The sequence below is a fragment of the Variovorax sp. UMC13 genome (assembly GCF_014170375.1).
Classification (GTDB): Bacteria; Pseudomonadota; Gammaproteobacteria; order Burkholderiales; family Burkholderiaceae_C; genus Variovorax.
This window is the reverse complement of sequence record NZ_LZZW01000031.1, coordinates 345,872-360,972: the sequence shown is the minus strand read 5'-3', so window position 1 is coordinate 360,972 and position 15,101 is coordinate 345,872. Positions and strand designations below refer to the sequence as shown.

Sequence of the window (15,101 nt, the reverse complement as noted above, 5' to 3'; positions counted from 1 at the left end):
AAACGTCCAATGCCCATTTGCCGCCGATGGCCGTAGATTCGCAGGCTCCACGCGCAAGCACAAGCTCCAATTTCACGGCATGCCCTTTCTCAAGAACCCCCGAGCCTGGCTTTTGCTGCCTGCCTTCCTGTTGGCAGGCTGCAACACGGTGCTGCTCAGCCCGTCCGGCGACATCGCCGCCCAGCAAGGGCAACTGATCGTCATCTCCACCGTCCTGATGCTGCTGATCATCGTGCCGGTGATCGCACTGACCTTCTTCTTCGCCTGGAAATACCGCCAGTCGAACAAGGCGGCCGAGGCCGAGTACGCGCCCGACTGGGACCATTCGACGCAACTCGAACTCGCCATCTGGGCCGCGCCGCTGCTGATCATCATCGCGCTGGGCGCGCTGACCTGGATCAGCACTCACACGCTGGACCCGTACCGCGCGCTGACCCGCATCGACGCCAACCGCCCGGTGCCCGAGGGCACCCAGCCGCTGGTGGTGGAGGTGGTGGCGCTCGACTGGAAGTGGCTGTTCCTCTATCCCGAGCAGGGCATCGCGACCGTGAATGAACTGGCAGCGCCGGTCGACCGGCCGATCCAGTTCAAGATCACCTCGTCGACGGTGATGAACTCCTTCTTCATTCCAGCGCTCGCCGGCCAGATCTACGCCATGGCGGGCATGGAAACCAAGCTGCACGCGGTGATCAACAAGCCCGGCGAGTACGAGGGCTTCTCCGCCAACTACAGCGGCGCGGGCTTCTCGGGCATGCGCTTCAAGTTCCACGGCCTGAGCGACGGCGACTTCGACAGCTGGGTGCAGAAGACCAAGGCCGACGGCAAGGAACTCAGCCGCGCCGCCTACCTGCAGCTCGAGCACCCGAGCGAGCGCGAGCCGGTGCGCCACTACGCGAGCGTGGCGCCGGGCCTCTACGACGCCATCCTCAACCGCTGCGTCGAGGCCAACCGCATGTGCATGAAGGACATGATGGCCATCGACGCCAGCGGCGGCCTCGGCATGCCGGGCGCCTTCAACGTGGCCTCGCTCGATAAGCCGACGCGTGCGCGCCTCGGCCTGGACGCCGGCGCCACGCTGGGCCCCGCGCGCAATTACGTCGGCGCGATGTGCTCGGTCAACGAAGCGCCCGACCTGTTCACCCCTGCGCCCACACCGTCGCTGTAACCCGTTTTCCGGATGTCCATGTTCGACTCACTCGACCTCACGAAGCTCGTCTTCGGCCGCCTGACCTGGGAGGCGATCCCGCTGCACGAGCCCATCCTGCTCGCCACCTTCCTGGGTGTGGTGCTCGGCGGTATCGGCCTGCTGGCCCTCATCACCTACCACAAGGCCTGGGGCTACCTCTGGCGCGAATGGTTCACCAGCATCGACCACAAGAAGATCGGGATCATGTACGTGATCCTGGGCCTGGTGATGCTGCTGCGCGGCTTTGCCGACGCGATCATGATGCGCCTGCACCAGGCCATCTCCTTCGGCGGCAACGAAGGCTTCCTGCCGCCGCACCACTACGACCAGATCTTCACCGCCCATGGCGTGATCATGATCTTCTTCGTGGCCATGCCGCTGGTCACGGGCCTGATGAACTACGTGGTGCCGCTGCAGATCGGCGCGCGCGACGTGGCCTTTCCCTTCCTCAACAACTTCAGCTTCTGGATGACCGCCAGCGGCGCCGTGCTGGTCATGGCCTCGCTGTTCGTGGGCGAGTTCGCGCGCACCGGCTGGCTGGCCTATCCGCCGCTGTCGGGCATCCTGCACAGCCCTGACGTGGGGGTCGACTACTACATCTGGTCGCTGCAGATCGCGGGGGTGGGCACGCTGCTCTCGGGCATCAACCTGCTGGCGACCATCGTGAAGATGCGCGCGCCGGGCATGGCCATGATGAAGATGCCGATCTTCACCTGGACCTCGCTGTGCACCAACGTGCTGATCGTGGCCGCGTTCCCGGTGCTGACCGCGGTGCTCGCGCTGCTGTCGCTCGACCGCTACGTCGGCACCAACTTCTTCACCAACGACTTCGGCGGCAACGCCATGATGTACGTGAACCTGATCTGGATCTGGGGCCATCCCGAGGTCTACATCCTGATCCTGCCGGCCTTCGGCATCTTCTCCGAGGTGGTGTCCACCTTCTCGGGCAAGCGCCTGTTCGGCTACGCCTCGATGGTCTATGCCACGGTGGTGATCACCATCCTGTCGTACCTGGTGTGGCTGCACCACTTCTTCACCATGGGCTCGGGCGCGAGCGTGAACTCCTTCTTCGGCATCACGACGATGATTATCTCGATCCCGACGGGCGCGAAGATCTTCAACTGGCTCTTCACCATGTACCGCGGCCGCATCCGCTTCGACGTGCCGATGCTCTGGACCATGGGCTTCATGGTCACCTTCGTGATCGGCGGCATGACGGGCGTGCTGCTGGCGGTGCCGCCGGCCGACTTCGTGCTGCACAACAGCCTGTTCCTGGTGGCCCACTTCCACAACGTGATCATCGGCGGTGTGCTGTTCGGCCTCATGGCAGGCATCACCTACTGGTTCCCCAAGGCCTTCGGCTACAAGCTCGATCCGTTCTGGGGCAAGTGCTCGTTCTGGTTCTGGCTGGTCGGCTTCTGGCTCGCCTTCATGCCGCTGTACGTGCTGGGCCTGATGGGCGTGACCCGCCGCATGAGCCACTTCCAGGACATGTCGCTGCAGATCTGGTTCCAGGTCGCCGCCTTCGGCGCCTGCCTGATCGCGCTGGGCATCCTGTCCTTCATCATCCAGTTGGTGGTGAGCTTCCGCCGCCGCGAGTCGCTGCGCGACGTGACGGGCGACCCGTGGGATGGCCGCACGCTGGAGTGGTCGACCTCGTCGCCGCCGCCGGCCTACAACTTCGCCTTCACGCCCATCATCCATGACAACGACGCCTGGTCGGACATGAAGCGCCGCGGCTACCAGCGCCCGACCGAGGGCTTCCGCCCGATCCACATGCCCAAGAACACCTGGGCCGGCATCGTGATCGCGGGGCTGAGCACGGTGGTGGGCTTCGCGCTGATCTGGCACATGTGGCCACTGGCCGTGCTGGCGATGCTGACGCTGGTCGGCACCACGATCTTCCATACCTTCAACTACAAGCGCGACTATCACATCGACGCGGACGAAGTCGTCCGTACCGAAGGATTGCGCACCCGTCTCCTGGCCAGCCATGTCTGATACCGCCACCTTGAACGCCGGCGCCAACGCGCCGGACAACCTGCGCTTCTACGTCCCCGGGGACCATCACCCGCAGAACGCCACCGGCCTGGGCTTCTGGCTCTACCTGATGAGCGACTGCCTGATCTTCGCCTGCCTGTTCGCGGTGCATGCGGTGGTGGGGCGCAGCTACGCGGCCGGCCCTTCGGGCGCCGACCTGTTCGACCTGCCGCTGGTGGCACTCAACACCTCGATGCTGCTGCTGTCCTCGATCACCTATGGCTTCGCCATGATCGAGATGCAGAAGAAGCGCGTGAAGCCGGTGCTGGCCTGGTTGGCGGTCACCGGCCTGCTGGGCGCGGCCTTCATCGGGCTCGAGCTCTACGAATTCGCGCACCTGATCCACGAAGGCGCGGTGCCGCAGCGCAGCGCCTTCCTGTCCTCCTTCTTCACGCTGGTCGGCACCCACGGCCTGCACGTCACCTTCGGCCTGATCTGGCTGGTCACGCTGATGGTGCAGGTCTCGCGCCACGGCCTGCTGCCGGAAAACCGCCGCCGCCTGATGTGCCTGTCGATGTTCTGGCACTTCCTGGACGTGATCTGGATCGGCGTCTTCACCTTCGTCTATCTGATGGGAGTCCTTCCATGAGCGCACATGACCTGGACCACCACGGTCACGATTCCCACCACGGCCATGACGATCACCACGACGAGGGCGGTGCCGCGCACAGCACCGTCGGCGGCTACGTCACCGGCTTCATCCTGTCGGTCATCCTGACGGTCATCCCGTTCTGGCTGGTGATGGGCAAGGTATTCGACAGCTCCAGCGTCACGGCCTTCGTGATCCTGGGCTTCGCCGCGGTGCAGATGGTGGTGCACATGGTGTACTTCCTGCACATGAACACCAAGGCCGAGGGCGGCTGGTCGATGCTGGCGCTGATCTTCACGCTGGTGCTGGTGGTCATCACGCTGGCCGGCTCGCTGTGGGTGATGTACCACCTCAACCACAACATGATGCCGTCGATGCACGACATGCAGAACATGCCTTGAACCCGGGGCAGCGCGATCATGGCGATGGCGATGCGGCGCCCGAGCGGGGCCCGCGCTCCGCGGCCGTGCGGGCCGTGCTGGCGCTGTGCGCGCTGGGCCTGTTTATCGGTTTCATGGCGCTGGGCGTCTGGCAGGTCGAACGCCGGGCCTGGAAGCTGGCACTGATCCAGAGCGTCGACGAACGCGTGCACGCGCCGCCCGTCGACGGGCCCGGGCCGGCCGATTGGCCAGGCTTCGACGCCACGGCGCAGGCCTACCGCCATGTGCGGCTCACCGGCACCTTCGACCATCTCCACGAGACCCTGGTCCAGGCCAGCACCGCACGCGGCACCGGCTTCTGGGTGCTCACGCCGCTGCGCCTGGCCGGCGGCGGCACCGTGCTGGTCAACCGCGGCTTCGTGCTGCCCGAACGGCGCGAACCCGCGCGGCGCGATGCAGGGCCGCAGGGCGAGGTCACGGTGGCCGGCCTGCTGCGCGCCAGCGAGCCGGGCGGCATGTTCCCACGCCGCAACGACCCGGCCATCGACCGCTGGTTCTCGCGCGATGTGCCGGCCATCGCGGCCGCGCGCGGCTTGGCCGAGGTGGCGCCGTACTTCGTCGATGCCGAGGCCACGCCGGGCGGCGAGGGCGCGCCGGTCGGTGGCCTCACCGTGATCGCCTTCCCCAACAGCCACCTGGTCTATGCGCTGACCTGGTTTGGCCTGGCGCTGATGGTGGCGCTGGGCGCGGGCTACGTGGCGCGCGAGGAGTTGCGCCTGGGGCGCCGGCGCCGGCATGGCGACAATGGGTCTTCCCGCCCAGGAGACGACCCGGATGCCGACCCCCACCGCTGACACCCCGCCCGTGAGCACGCCCCAGGCGCCGCGCATCCGGGATGCGAGCGGCCTGCAGAACCTGGAGCAGCTGATCCAGCTGCGCTGGATCGCGGTGGTCGGGCAGATCGTGACCATCGAGGTGGCGCACTACGGCCTGCAGATCCCGTTGCCGCTGGGCACCATGCTGGCGATCCTGGGCTGCCTGATCGTCTTCAACATCGCGAGCCTGCTGCGCTGGCGCACCGGCCGCGCCGTGACCAACGGCGAGCTGTTCGTCGCGCTGCTGGTCGACGTGGCGATGCTGAGCGCGCAGCTCTACCTGAGCGGCGGCACCACCAACCCCTTCGTCTTCCTCTACCTGCTGCAGGTGATCCTGGGCGCGGTGCTGCTCGAGGCCTGGTCGAGCCTGATCATGGTGGTGATCACCACGCTGTGCTTCGCCGGCCTGGCGCTGTTCTCGCGCCCGCTCGAACTGCCGCTGGACCACGACCGCGGCCTGGCCAGCCCCTATGTGCAGGGCATGCTGGTGTCCTTCGCGCTCAATGCCGCGCTGCTGCTGATCTTCGTCACCCGCATCAACCGCAACCTGCGCGAGCGCGACGCGCGGCTGGCCGGCCTGCGCCAGCGCGCGGCCGAGGAGGAGCACATCGTGCGCATGGGCCTGCTGGCCTCGGGCGCGGCCCACGAACTGGGCACGCCGCTGGCGACGCTGGCCGTGATCCTGGGCGACTGGCGGCGCATGCCCGAGTTCGCGGCCAACCCCGAACTGCTGCAGGAGATCGGCGAGATGCAGACCCAGCTGCAGCGCTGCAAATCGATCGTGAGCGGCGTGCTGATGTCGGCCGGCGAGGCGCGCGGCGAGTCCTCGGTCGAGACCACGGTCAGCACCTTCCTCGACGAGCTGGCGCAGGCCTGGCGCGAGACGCGGCCCGTGACCTCCTTCGTCTACGACAACCGTTTCGGGCAGGACCTGCCCATGGTCTCGGACTCGGCGCTGCAGCAGATGATCTGCAACGTGCTCGACAATGCGCTCGAAGCCTCGCCCTACTGGGTGCGGCTGGAGGCCGACCGCGAGGGCGACATGCTGCTGCTGACCGTGACCGACAACGGCCCGGGCTTCGCGCCCGCGATGCTGGCCGAGCTGGGCAAGCCCTACCGTTCGAGCAAGGGCCGCCCGGGCGGCGGCCTGGGGCTGTTCCTGGTGGTCAATGTGGCGCGCACGCTGGGCGGCAACGTGAGCGCGCAGAACCGCGAGGAGGGCGGCGCGGTGGTGGAGCTCAAGCTGCCGCTGTCGGCGATCGTGCTGGAAGAGGAGGCCGACGATGGACACTGAACAACAAGAAGACCGCCTGCTGCTGCTGGTCGAGGACGACGCGGCCTTCGCGCGCACACTGGGCCGCTCCTTCGAGCGCCGCGGCTACCGCGTGATCCTGGCCACCAACCTCGACGACGTGGGCCTGCTGCTGCAGCAGCATTCACCCGGCTACGCGGTGGTCGACCTCAAGCTCAGCGGCGAGGCCTCGGGCCTGGCCTGCGTCCAGACGCTGCATGCGCACGACCCCGGCATGCTGATCGTGGTGCTGACCGGTTTCGCCAGCATCGCGACCGCGGTGGAGGCGATCAAGCTGGGCGCCTGCCACTACCTGGCCAAGCCCTCGAACACCGACGACATCGAGGCCGCCTTCGGCCGCGCCGAGGGCACGACCGAGGTCGAACTCACCAACCGCTCGACCTCCATCAAGACGCTCGAATGGGAGCGCATCCACGAGGTGCTGGCCGAGACCGGCTTCAACATCTCCGAGACCGCGCGCCGCCTGGGCATGCACCGCCGCACGCTGGCGCGCAAGCTGGGCAAGCAGCAGGTCAAGTGAGGCTGTCGTCGGTCCAGGCGGGGAAGGGGTCGGGCCAGGCCTGCCACTGCGCCGGGCCGGCCGCCATTTCGGCATCGCCCAGCAGGCAGGCATCGAGCCGCCCGCGCAGCGCGGCCTGGTCCATGCCGATGCCGATCAGCACCAGTTCCTGGCGCGCGTCGCCGACCGTGTCGCTCCATTTGGCCTCGATCGTGGCCAGCGCTTCGGCGTCGGTCGGCCAATGTTCGCGCGGCACCGCGGCCCACCAGTAGCCGGCCGCGCCGTAGCGGCAGGCGCCGCCGGCCTGCGACCAGTTGCCCGCGAAACCGGGCCGGCTCGCGAGCCAGAAGAAGCCCTTGGAGCGCACCACGCCGGGCCATTCGCTCTGTACCCATTGCCAGAAACGCTCGGGATGGAAGGGCCGGCGCGCGCGGTAGACGAAGCTGTCGATGCCGTATTCCAGCGTCTCGGGCTTGTGCTCGCCGCGCATCTCGCGCAGCCAGCCGGGCGCGTCGGCGGCCTGCTCGAAGTCGAACAGGCCGGTGTCGAGCACGCGGTCGAGCGGCACGCGGCCGAAGTGCGCGTACTCGATGCGCGCGCGCGGGTTCAGGTGGGCCAGGATGCCGGCCAGGCGCAGCCGGTCGGCCTCGCTCACCAGGTCGGCCTTGTTGACCACCAGCACGTCGCAGAACTCGACCTGCTCGATCAGCAGGTCGACCACGGTGCGGGTGTCGGCGTCGCCCAGCGACTGGCCGCGCGCGCCCAGGCTGTCGGCCGAGCCGTAGTCGCGCAGGAAGTTGAAGGCATCGACCACCGTCACCATGGTGTCGAGCCGCGCGACCTGCGCCAGGCTCTTGCCGTCCTCGCCCTCGAAGGTGAAGGTCTCGGCCACCGGCAGCGGCTCGGAGATGCCGGTGGATTCGATCACCAACTGGTCGAAGCGCCCGGCCTTGGCCAAGCGCTCGACCTCGATCAACAGGTCTTCACGCAAGGTGCAGCAGATGCAGCCGTTGCTCATCTCGACCAGCTTCTCCTCGGTGCGCGACAGGTCGGCGCCGCCGTCGCGCACCAGCGCGGCGTCGATGTTGACCTCGCTCATGTCGTTGACGATGACCGCCACGCGGCGGCCTTCGCGGTTGTTCAGGATGTGGTTGAGCAGCGTGGTCTTGCCGGCGCCCAGGAAGCCGGAGAGCACGGTCACGGGAAGTCGATGCATCGCAGTCCTAATTGATATCGAATTATCAATTAGAACCGATTCGCCGCGCGCATGCACGCCGGCGCGAGAGAAGGGTCAGCGCTAGGCGGCGGTCTTGCGGGGCGCGGGCGTGCTGCAGTCGGCGCAGGTGCCGTAGAGCGTGAGCTCGTGCGCATCGACGCGGAAGCCCTTGGGCGCGAGCGAGGCGAAATCGCCCGGGCACTGGTGCACGTCGAACACGCGCGCGCACTGGCGGCACTGGAAATGGTGGTGGTGCGCATGGCGCGCGCTCTCGTAGCGCGGCGCCTCGCCCGGCAGCTCGACGATGCGGATCTCCTGCGCATCGGCCAGCAGCTTGAGGTTGCGGTAGACGGTCGCGATGCCCATGGCCTCGACCTCGCGCTGCGCGTCCTCGAGGATCTCGGCGGGCAGCAGGGGGCGTGCCGAACGATCGATCACGGCGCGGATCGCCGAGCGCTGGCGCGTGGCGCGCTGGCCGCCGACCGCAACCTCGGCTGCGGGGGCATCGGCGTGCGCATGGCCGGCATGGGGTGAGGCTTTGTTCAACGGAGGATCTGGCAGTGGGGCAGGGTGGGGTCGTGGCAGTTTAGCGGCCTCGCTCCATCACTGCGGCAAAGCCCCGGCCGGGGAAAGGCAGGAGGACGGTGGCCGCGCATGGATAAAATGAGAGTAATTCTCATTCATCGAATTCACGCCCATGTCCTCTTCCGCCGCGGCCGATCCCGTCCATGCGCTGTACCGCGAGCACCGTGCCTGGCTGCAGACCTGGCTGCGCCGCCGGCTGGGCGACGGCCACACGGCCGCGGACCTGACGCAGGACACCTTTGTGCGCGTGATCACCGGCGGCCAGGCGCAGGCGATCGAGGAGCCGCGCGCCTACCTGACCACGCTGGCCCAGCGCGTGCTCTACAACTTCTGGCGCCGGCGCGAACTGGAGCGGGCCTGGCTCGACGCGCTCGCGGCCCAGCCCGAAGAGCTGGCGCCCTCGCCCGAGACCTATGCGCTGGTGCGCGAAGCCGTCGAGACCCTCGACCGCTGGCTCGACGGCCTGCCGCCCAAGGTGCGCGAGGCCTTCCTGCTGCGCCGGCTCGAGGGCCTGGCCCATGCCGAGATCGCGCAGCGCACGGGCGTCTCGGTGCGCACGGTCGAGCGCCACATCAAGCAGGCCATCGTGCACCTCTACACCTGCCCCGCGCAGCCGGAGGCCGGATGACGGCGCATGGCAGCGCCTTGGCGCTCGACCCGGTGATCGAGCAGGCGATCGACTGGCTGGTGCGGCTGGACTCCGGCCACAGCGACGACAGCGAGCGCCGCGCCTTCGCGCGCTGGCTCGAGGCCGCGCCCGCGCATGCGGCGGCCTGGGCTTCGCTGCAGCAGCGGCTGGACCAGCGCATCGTGCCCGCGCTCACGCAGTTGCAGGCCGGCGGCCATGCGCCCTCGGGCGTGCGTGCGCTGAGCGCCGCGCCCGACCACCGCGCCCGCCGGCGCGCGCTGCTGGGCGGCGCCACGGTCGCGCTGCTCACGGCCGCGGGCGGCGGGCTCTGGGCCGAGCGGCGGGCGCCACTCATGGCCTGGTCCTCCGACCTGCGCACCGGTACCGGCGAACGCCGCCGCTTCGTGCTGGCCGACGGCAGCGACCTGCTGCTCAACGCCCGCTCGGCCGCCGACCTGGACTTCGGCGCCGACCTGCGCCGGGTGCACCTGCGCGCCGGCGCGCTGATCGTCAACGTGGCGACCGACAGGCAGCGGCCCTTCGTCGTGCAGAGCGCCCAGGGCGCGGTGCGCGCGCTGGGCACCCGCTTCATGGTGCAGCAGGAAGAAGGGCGCACGCTGGTGTCGGTGCTCGAACACAGCGTGCGCCTGCATCCGTTGAACGACGCCGCGCCGGTGGCGCTGCCGCAGGGCGCGAGCGCCTGGCTGCACGCCGACGGCGTCGAGCTCTTGGCGGCCGCGACGCGCGTCGATCCCAGCGCCTGGTCCAGCGGCGTGCTCGAGGTGCACGACCAGCCGCTGGCCGAGGTGCTCGAGGCGCTGCGCCCGTACACGCCCGCGGTCCTGCGCGCCAGCCCGGAGGCCGCGCGGGTGCGCGTCTACGGCGTCTATCCGCTGGACCGGCCGATGCAGGCCCTGCAGGCGCTGGTCGACACGCTGCCGCTGCGCGTGCGCCACTGGGGCGACTGGGTGGTCTACGTGGACGTGCGCGCGGCCTGAGATTTTTTTCGCGCATCGCTGTCGGGTTGGCCCGCCTCGCGGGACATACAGGGTTGAACGCTCCGATCCACCCGAACCGACCAGGATGTCCGACGTGACGCTGTCTCCCCTGTCTTCCCTGTCCCGCTCCCGCGCCCCGATGCGCAAGGCCTCGCTGGCGCTGGCCGCCGTGCTCGCCTGTGCCACCACCACGTCGTTTGCACAGACGACGCCCGCCGTGCCGCCCGGCGCCGTCGCCGACGGCGCGATGGACTGGAACCTGCCGGCCGACGAACTTGGCGTGGTGCTCGCGCGCATCGCACGCCAGGGCGGCCGCAGCATCAGCGCCGCGCCGGCACTGGTGGCCGGGCGCCGCGCCCCCGCGGTGCAGGGGCGCCTCACCGTGGCCCAGGCCGCGCAGCAGGCGCTCGCGGGCAGCGGGCTCGCACTGGCGCAGACGCCCGGCGGCACGCTGACCGTGGTGGCGTCGGAGCGCAACGCGCCCGTGGCCGAGGCCGCGCCTGCATCGGGCACCACGCTGGCCGAGGTGCGCGTGACCGCCCAGGCCGAACGCTCGGGCACCACCGAAGGCACCGGCGTCTACACCGCGCGCGGTCCGACGGGCGTTGCCAGCGGCCTCAACCTGAGCCTCAAGGACACGCCGCAATCGGTCAGCGTGATGACCCAGCAGCGCATGGAGGACCAGAACCTGACCAGCATCGGCGAGGTGCTCGCCCGCACGCCGGGCATCTCGACGGCCGTGCTCGGCACCGAGCGCATCAACGCCAACGCGCGCGGCTATCCGATCAGCAACTACCAGCTCGACGGGGTCAACACCCACACCGAGTTCCTGGGCCTGGACGCGCTGCCTTCGCAGAGCATCGCCGACATGGCGCTGTACGACCGCATCGAGGTGCTGCGCGGCGCCTCGGGCCTGAGCACCGGCGCGGGCGACCCGTCGGGCATCGTGAACATGGTGCGCAAGAAGCCCACCTCCACCTTCCAGGGCGCGGCCGAGGCCAGCATCGGTTCCTGGGGCAACAGGCGCGGCATGCTCGACCTCTCGAGCCCGCTCAACGCCTCGGGCAGCGTGCGCGGCCGGCTGGTCGCGGTGCACGAGGAGGGCGACAGCTACATCGACTACTACAGCAAGAAGAAGGACGTGTTCTACGGCGTGATCGAGGCCGACCTCACGAACTCGCGCAAGCTCACGGCCGGCATCGACCACCAGGAGAACCGCTCGCGCGGCTCGCTGTCGTACCTGGGCTTTCCGCTGTTCAACAGCGACGGCGAGCAGACCGACTTCAAGACCTCCTTCAACGCCGCCAGCCGCCACAACCGCTTCAACACCGACTCCACCAGCGCCTTCGTGACGCTGGAGCAGACCTTCGACAACGACTGGAAGCTCAAGCTCTCGGCCAACGACCTGCATTCGAAGCAGCGCGAGGATTCGGTCTACATGGCCGTCAACAGCAGCGTGTTCGACAAGGCCACGGGCGACGGCCTGCTGCTCAATGCCGAACGCCGCGACTACCGGCTGAAGAACCAGACGCTGGACCTGAAGCTGGGCGGGCCCTTCAGCCTGTTCGGCCGCCAGCACGAGGCGCTGGTCGGTGTCGAGTACAACGACTTCCGGAGCCTGACCCACGGCAGCTTCGACATCACCGGGCTGCGCGACCTGCCGGTCAACGTCTACCGCTGGGACAACAGCGGCGCGCCGGTGTATGGCGAACGCTTCGTGACCTTCGACAGCACGCGCCGCCAGACCAGCGTCTACGGCGCGGGCCGCTTCCAGCTGGCCGATGCGCTCAAGCTCATCGTGGGCGCCAAGGTGCTGAACTACGACAGCGACTACGTCACGAAAACGACTGGCGGCTACTTCAGCACCTCGCCCTCGTCCGAGCGCCGCGTGTTCACGCCCTACGGCGGCCTGGTGTACGACCTGAGCGCGCAGCACACGCTGTATGCGAGCTTCGCCACCATCTACAACCCGCAGAGCTCGCTCGACCGCAACGGCCAGCTGCTCGACCCGCAGGAAGGCAACACCTACGAGGCTGGCCTCAAGAGCAGCTTCCTCGACGGCCGCGTGACGACCAGCGCCGCGATCTACCAGATCCGCCAGGACAACGTGGCCGAGGCCGACCCGGGCCAGTTCATTCCAGGCACCACCAACACCGCCTCGCGCGCGGTCAAGGGCGTGAAGACGCAGGGCATCGACCTCGAATTCAACGGCACGCTGGCGCCGGGCTGGAACCTGAGCGCCTCGTACAACTTCAGCAGCTCCGAGGACGCGACCGGCCGCCGCGTCAACATCACTTTCCCGCGCCAGATGGCCCGGGTCTGGACCACCTACCGGCTGCCCGGCGACTGGCGCCGGCTCACCGTGGGCGGCGGCGTGGACTGGAACAGCGGCATCAGCTACACCGGCGAGATCTGGCAGATCGAACGCGCCGTGGTCGCCCGCCAGGGCGCCTATGCGGTGGCCGGGCTGATGGCGCGCTACGACGTCAACGAGCGGCTGTCGGTGTCGCTCAACGTGCAGAACCTGTTCGACCGCAAGTACATCGCCTCGATGTCAGGCTGGTGGTACTCGGGCACCTACGGTGCGCCGCGCAGCGCGCAGCTGACGGCGCGGTACAGGTTCTAGGCCGGCCCCGCTTGCCGTCGACGCCGCAAGCCTGGCGGCCTCGGCTTCCTGTTCCCGAGGGAGCCGTGACCTCGACAGTGCGGGGTGTGGCGCAGCGTGGACTCATCGCCGCGCCGGGTTGCCGCGACGCGAACGGATCGTCCAGATCTGCAGCGCGAAGCCCGCGACGAAGATCACGACCCATGCGAGCAGCGTGGCGCGGACCACTGGAGACGCGGGCCCGTCGGCCAACGGATGCGTTGCCGGCAACCGGGTCAGGGTTTCGACGATGCCGGGGACCAGCAGCAGGAAGAAGCTGAAGGTCCGCCCGAGCGTCGCCAGGTACGGCCGCAAGCGCCCCAGCACGGCAAGGCGCGGCACCAGCAGGCTGCCGAAGGCCGCGAGCAGGGCCAGGATGCCCAGCGCGTGTCCGGGATTGAGGCCACCCGTGCTCGACAGGCCGAAGGCCGTGAGCACCGACAGCGCCAGGCCGACCAGGTAGACCCTGCCGGAACGGGTCGCCGGATCGATCGCGCGGTAGCGCGCGAAGCTGTAGAGGCCGGCAGCGACCGGGACCAGGCTGAGGGCGGTGTGGACCACGCCGATGAGTGAGAGAGCGGTCGTCATGTGAGGTGTCTATCTATTAGTTGGTAGAGGGTCGGGGCAAATGAAGGCGCCAAGGTGCCGGGTGAAAGGGCGATCTGCCGGTCGGTCAGGGCGAAGTGAGCCGGCGCATGAGCGGCTGAACGGTCGCTGCGAAGACTTCCGGGTCGCCATAGGCGCGCGCGGACAGCATCGCGCCGTGCACCGTCGCCATGAAGGCCATGGCCTCGCCTTCGGGACTCGTCTGCAGAAAGAACACCCGCTGGGCCGCCCCCGCGGCCAGCACGGAGGCGAGCCATGCGGCCAGGTCCAGGAAATGGCCGCGGACCTCGTCCGCGACCTCGCGCGGGAGGGTGGGCAGTTCGGCCGCCAGCATGGCGCAGATGCAGAAGGACGAGGTGGCGTCGCGCATGCACGTCGCCCAGTAGCCCGTGTAGGCTTCGAGCTGCGCGAGCGGCTCCGGAACGTGCTGCACCAGGGCTGCCAGGCCGGTGCGCGCCTCTTCGCGGTACCGCAGCAGCACCGTGCGCACCAGTTCGGCCTTGCTCGGGAAGTGGTGGTGGATGCTGGCCTTGCTGATCTGCACCGACGCCGAAATGTCGGCGTAGCTGAAGCTGTTGTAGCCACCACCGACCAGAAGCGCACGTGCGCAGGCCGCGATCTCGAGGGCTCTGGGGGTGAGTTCGTTGTCCATGCGACTAGTCTATCAACTAGTAGATAGATGTCAATGGAGCGCTTTCGCTCCAGGCGTGCGCCCTCTGGGGCAGGGTGACCCGCTCGCCCGGCCACGCCGCGCCCTCAGTCGTCACAGCCCGCTCCGCTTTCCCGTGCCCGGGCTTTCATGGCCCGTGTCGACAGCTGCTAATGCGCCGGAAAGGCCAGCAGGTATTCGTAGCTGAGGCTGGTGGTGCGCGGGTCGCCCTGCACCGGCAGGCGGCGGATGGCCAGCAGCTGGTTCGGGCCGGCGGCTGGAATCACGGTGGCCGTGCCGTCGGCGGCCGTGGTCACGGGCGCGCCGCTCTCGCCCAGCGACAGGCGGATGCCGCCGATCGGCCGGCCATCGAACAGCACCTGCACCTTCATCGGCTCGCCCGCATGCGGCGTGTCGGCCGCGAGCGCGACGATCTCGAAGGGCTGGCCCAGCGCCTTCTTCGCGATCGCGCCCCACTGGATGATGGTCTTGTGGTACTTCATCGCATGCACGCCGCTGGTGGCGCCGGGGTTCTCGGTCATGGGCTTCTCGACCATCGGACCGCTGTCGGTCTTGCTGAAGAAGCCGTTGTCGAAATGCGCGGCCAGCAGCGCCGCCTGCCGCTCGGGCCGCACGCGCATGCCGTCGGCCTGGGGCGTGAGCGTGACCTCGATGCGGCGGCCGCGGCGGTCGAAGGCTTCGACGCGCTTGAGCTTGTCCGCGGGATAGCGCTCGAGCCGGCCTTCGTGGCCGCCGAACTGCACCAGGTAGCCGCCGCCCGCATCGGGTTCGAGCCAGACGTTGTGGGCCTGGGCCGTGCCCAGCGCCAGGGTGGCGAAGACGGCCAGGGCCGCGTTGCGAAGAAGATGTGGCATGGGTGTCGTTGGCTGTGAA

General features: G+C 68.8%; 15 protein-coding genes. 10 read left to right on the top strand and 5 right to left on the bottom strand.

Annotated features, from left to right (window positions below; all coding sequences use genetic code 11):
• The first annotated feature begins 79 nt into the window (after positions 1 to 79).
• Genes cyoA through A9977_RS26735 form a run of 7 tightly spaced genes read left to right on the top strand, consistent with a single transcriptional unit; the run spans position 80 to position 6,902 of the window.
• Complete coding sequence (cyoA, locus tag A9977_RS26765; protein WP_183027823.1) at positions 80 to 1,165, top strand: ubiquinol oxidase subunit II; 1,086 nt, start codon at positions 80 to 82, stop codon at positions 1,163 to 1,165.
• A gap of 18 nt (positions 1,166 to 1,183) precedes the next feature.
• Positions 1,184 to 3,187, top strand: coding sequence for a cytochrome o ubiquinol oxidase subunit I (gene cyoB, locus A9977_RS26760; protein ID WP_183027822.1), 2,004 nt, complete (start codon positions 1,184 to 1,186; stop codon positions 3,185 to 3,187).
• Complete coding sequence (gene cyoC, locus A9977_RS26755; RefSeq protein WP_183027821.1) at positions 3,180 to 3,815, top strand: cytochrome o ubiquinol oxidase subunit III; 636 nt, start codon at positions 3,180 to 3,182, stop codon at positions 3,813 to 3,815. Before cyoB ends, cyoC begins: the two co-directional genes overlap by 8 nt.
• A complete protein-coding gene (cyoD, locus tag A9977_RS26750; RefSeq protein ID WP_183027820.1) occupies positions 3,812 to 4,216 on the top strand; it encodes a cytochrome o ubiquinol oxidase subunit IV in 405 nt (134 codons plus the stop codon). Before cyoC ends, cyoD begins: the two co-directional genes overlap by 4 nt.
• On the top strand, positions 4,213 to 5,049 hold the full coding sequence (locus A9977_RS26745; protein ID WP_259652158.1) for an SURF1 family protein: 837 nt from the start codon (positions 4,213 to 4,215) through the stop codon (positions 5,047 to 5,049). Before cyoD ends, A9977_RS26745 begins: the two co-directional genes overlap by 4 nt.
• A complete protein-coding gene (locus A9977_RS26740; protein ID WP_259652157.1) occupies positions 5,030 to 6,364 on the top strand; it encodes an ATP-binding protein in 1,335 nt (444 codons plus the stop codon). Before A9977_RS26745 ends, A9977_RS26740 begins: the two co-directional genes overlap by 20 nt.
• Entirely contained in the window at positions 6,354 to 6,902 is a 549-nt protein-coding gene (locus tag A9977_RS26735) for a response regulator transcription factor (RefSeq protein ID WP_183027818.1), read from the top strand. Before A9977_RS26740 ends, A9977_RS26735 begins: the two co-directional genes overlap by 11 nt.
• On the opposite strand, the gene zigA is transcribed toward A9977_RS26735, so the two are convergent.
• Positions 6,895 to 8,097 carry a zinc metallochaperone GTPase ZigA gene (zigA, locus tag A9977_RS26730; protein WP_183027817.1) on the bottom strand — a complete coding sequence of 401 codons (1,203 nt, stop codon included), beginning with the start codon at positions 8,095 to 8,097 and terminating at the stop codon, positions 6,895 to 6,897. The two genes, A9977_RS26735 and zigA, sit on opposite strands and share 8 nt — an antisense overlap.
• Positions 8,098 to 8,178: 81 nt before the next feature.
• On the bottom strand, positions 8,179 to 8,643 hold the full coding sequence (locus tag A9977_RS26725; protein ID WP_183027816.1) for a Fur family transcriptional regulator: 465 nt from the start codon (positions 8,641 to 8,643) through the stop codon (positions 8,179 to 8,181).
• A gap of 151 nt (positions 8,644 to 8,794) precedes the next feature.
• Between A9977_RS26725 and A9977_RS26720 the strand changes: the two genes are divergently transcribed.
• From A9977_RS26720 to A9977_RS26710, 3 genes are all read left to right on the top strand, one after another.
• Positions 8,795 to 9,310 (top strand): sigma-70 family RNA polymerase sigma factor, encoded by a 516-nt coding sequence (locus A9977_RS26720; RefSeq protein ID WP_183027815.1) that lies wholly within the window; start codon positions 8,795 to 8,797, stop codon positions 9,308 to 9,310.
• The gene (locus tag A9977_RS26715) at positions 9,307 to 10,308 is read left to right on the top strand and encodes a FecR domain-containing protein (RefSeq protein ID WP_183027814.1); all 1,002 of its coding nucleotides are present in this window, start codon (positions 9,307 to 9,309) and stop codon (positions 10,306 to 10,308) included. The genes A9977_RS26720 and A9977_RS26715 overlap by 4 nt, the downstream gene beginning before the upstream one ends.
• 94 nt (positions 10,309 to 10,402) lie before the next feature.
• A complete protein-coding gene (locus A9977_RS26710; RefSeq protein ID WP_310936198.1) occupies positions 10,403 to 12,934 on the top strand; it encodes a TonB-dependent siderophore receptor in 2,532 nt (843 codons plus the stop codon).
• Positions 12,935 to 13,036: 102 nt separating this feature from the next.
• Here the strand turns inward: A9977_RS26710 and A9977_RS26705 are convergent, their stop codons facing one another.
• The 3 genes from A9977_RS26705 to A9977_RS26695 form a co-directional block, all read right to left on the bottom strand.
• Entirely contained in the window at positions 13,037 to 13,540 is a 504-nt protein-coding gene (locus A9977_RS26705) for a hypothetical protein (protein WP_183027812.1), read from the bottom strand.
• Between the two features lie 85 nt (positions 13,541 to 13,625).
• Positions 13,626 to 14,210 carry a TetR/AcrR family transcriptional regulator gene (locus A9977_RS26700; protein ID WP_183027811.1) on the bottom strand — a complete coding sequence of 195 codons (585 nt, stop codon included), beginning with the start codon at positions 14,208 to 14,210 and terminating at the stop codon, positions 13,626 to 13,628.
• A gap of 167 nt (positions 14,211 to 14,377) precedes the next feature.
• Entirely contained in the window at positions 14,378 to 15,082 is a 705-nt protein-coding gene (locus A9977_RS26695; protein ID WP_183027810.1) for a DUF4198 domain-containing protein, read from the bottom strand.
• Positions 15,083 to 15,101: the final 19 nt, after the last annotated feature.

What these genes read in the sequence shown, in the direction of transcription:
- cyoA (WP_183027823.1), top strand. Translation starts at nt 80, where the DNA reads ATGCCCTTTCTCAAGAACCCCCGAGCCTGGCTTTTGCTGCCTGCCTTC.
- cyoB (WP_183027822.1), top strand. Translation starts at nt 1,184, where the DNA reads ATGTTCGACTCACTCGACCTCACGAAGCTCGTCTTCGGCCGCCTGACC.
- cyoC (WP_183027821.1), top strand. Translation starts at nt 3,180, where the DNA reads ATGTCTGATACCGCCACCTTGAACGCCGGCGCCAACGCGCCGGACAAC.
- cyoD (WP_183027820.1), top strand. Translation starts at nt 3,812, where the DNA reads ATGAGCGCACATGACCTGGACCACCACGGTCACGATTCCCACCACGGC.
- A9977_RS26740 (WP_259652157.1), top strand. Translation starts at nt 5,030, where the DNA reads ATGCCGACCCCCACCGCTGACACCCCGCCCGTGAGCACGCCCCAGGCG.
- A9977_RS26735 (WP_183027818.1), top strand. Translation starts at nt 6,354, where the DNA reads ATGGACACTGAACAACAAGAAGACCGCCTGCTGCTGCTGGTCGAGGAC.
- zigA (WP_183027817.1), bottom strand. Translation starts at nt 8,097, where the DNA reads ATGCATCGACTTCCCGTGACCGTGCTCTCCGGCTTCCTGGGCGCCGGC.
- A9977_RS26720 (WP_183027815.1), top strand. Translation starts at nt 8,795, where the DNA reads ATGTCCTCTTCCGCCGCGGCCGATCCCGTCCATGCGCTGTACCGCGAG.
- A9977_RS26715 (WP_183027814.1), top strand. Translation starts at nt 9,307, where the DNA reads ATGACGGCGCATGGCAGCGCCTTGGCGCTCGACCCGGTGATCGAGCAG.
- A9977_RS26705 (WP_183027812.1), bottom strand. Translation starts at nt 13,540, where the DNA reads ATGACGACCGCTCTCTCACTCATCGGCGTGGTCCACACCGCCCTCAGC.
- A9977_RS26700 (WP_183027811.1), bottom strand. Translation starts at nt 14,210, where the DNA reads ATGGACAACGAACTCACCCCCAGAGCCCTCGAGATCGCGGCCTGCGCA.
- A9977_RS26695 (WP_183027810.1), bottom strand. Translation starts at nt 15,082, where the DNA reads ATGCCACATCTTCTTCGCAACGCGGCCCTGGCCGTCTTCGCCACCCTG.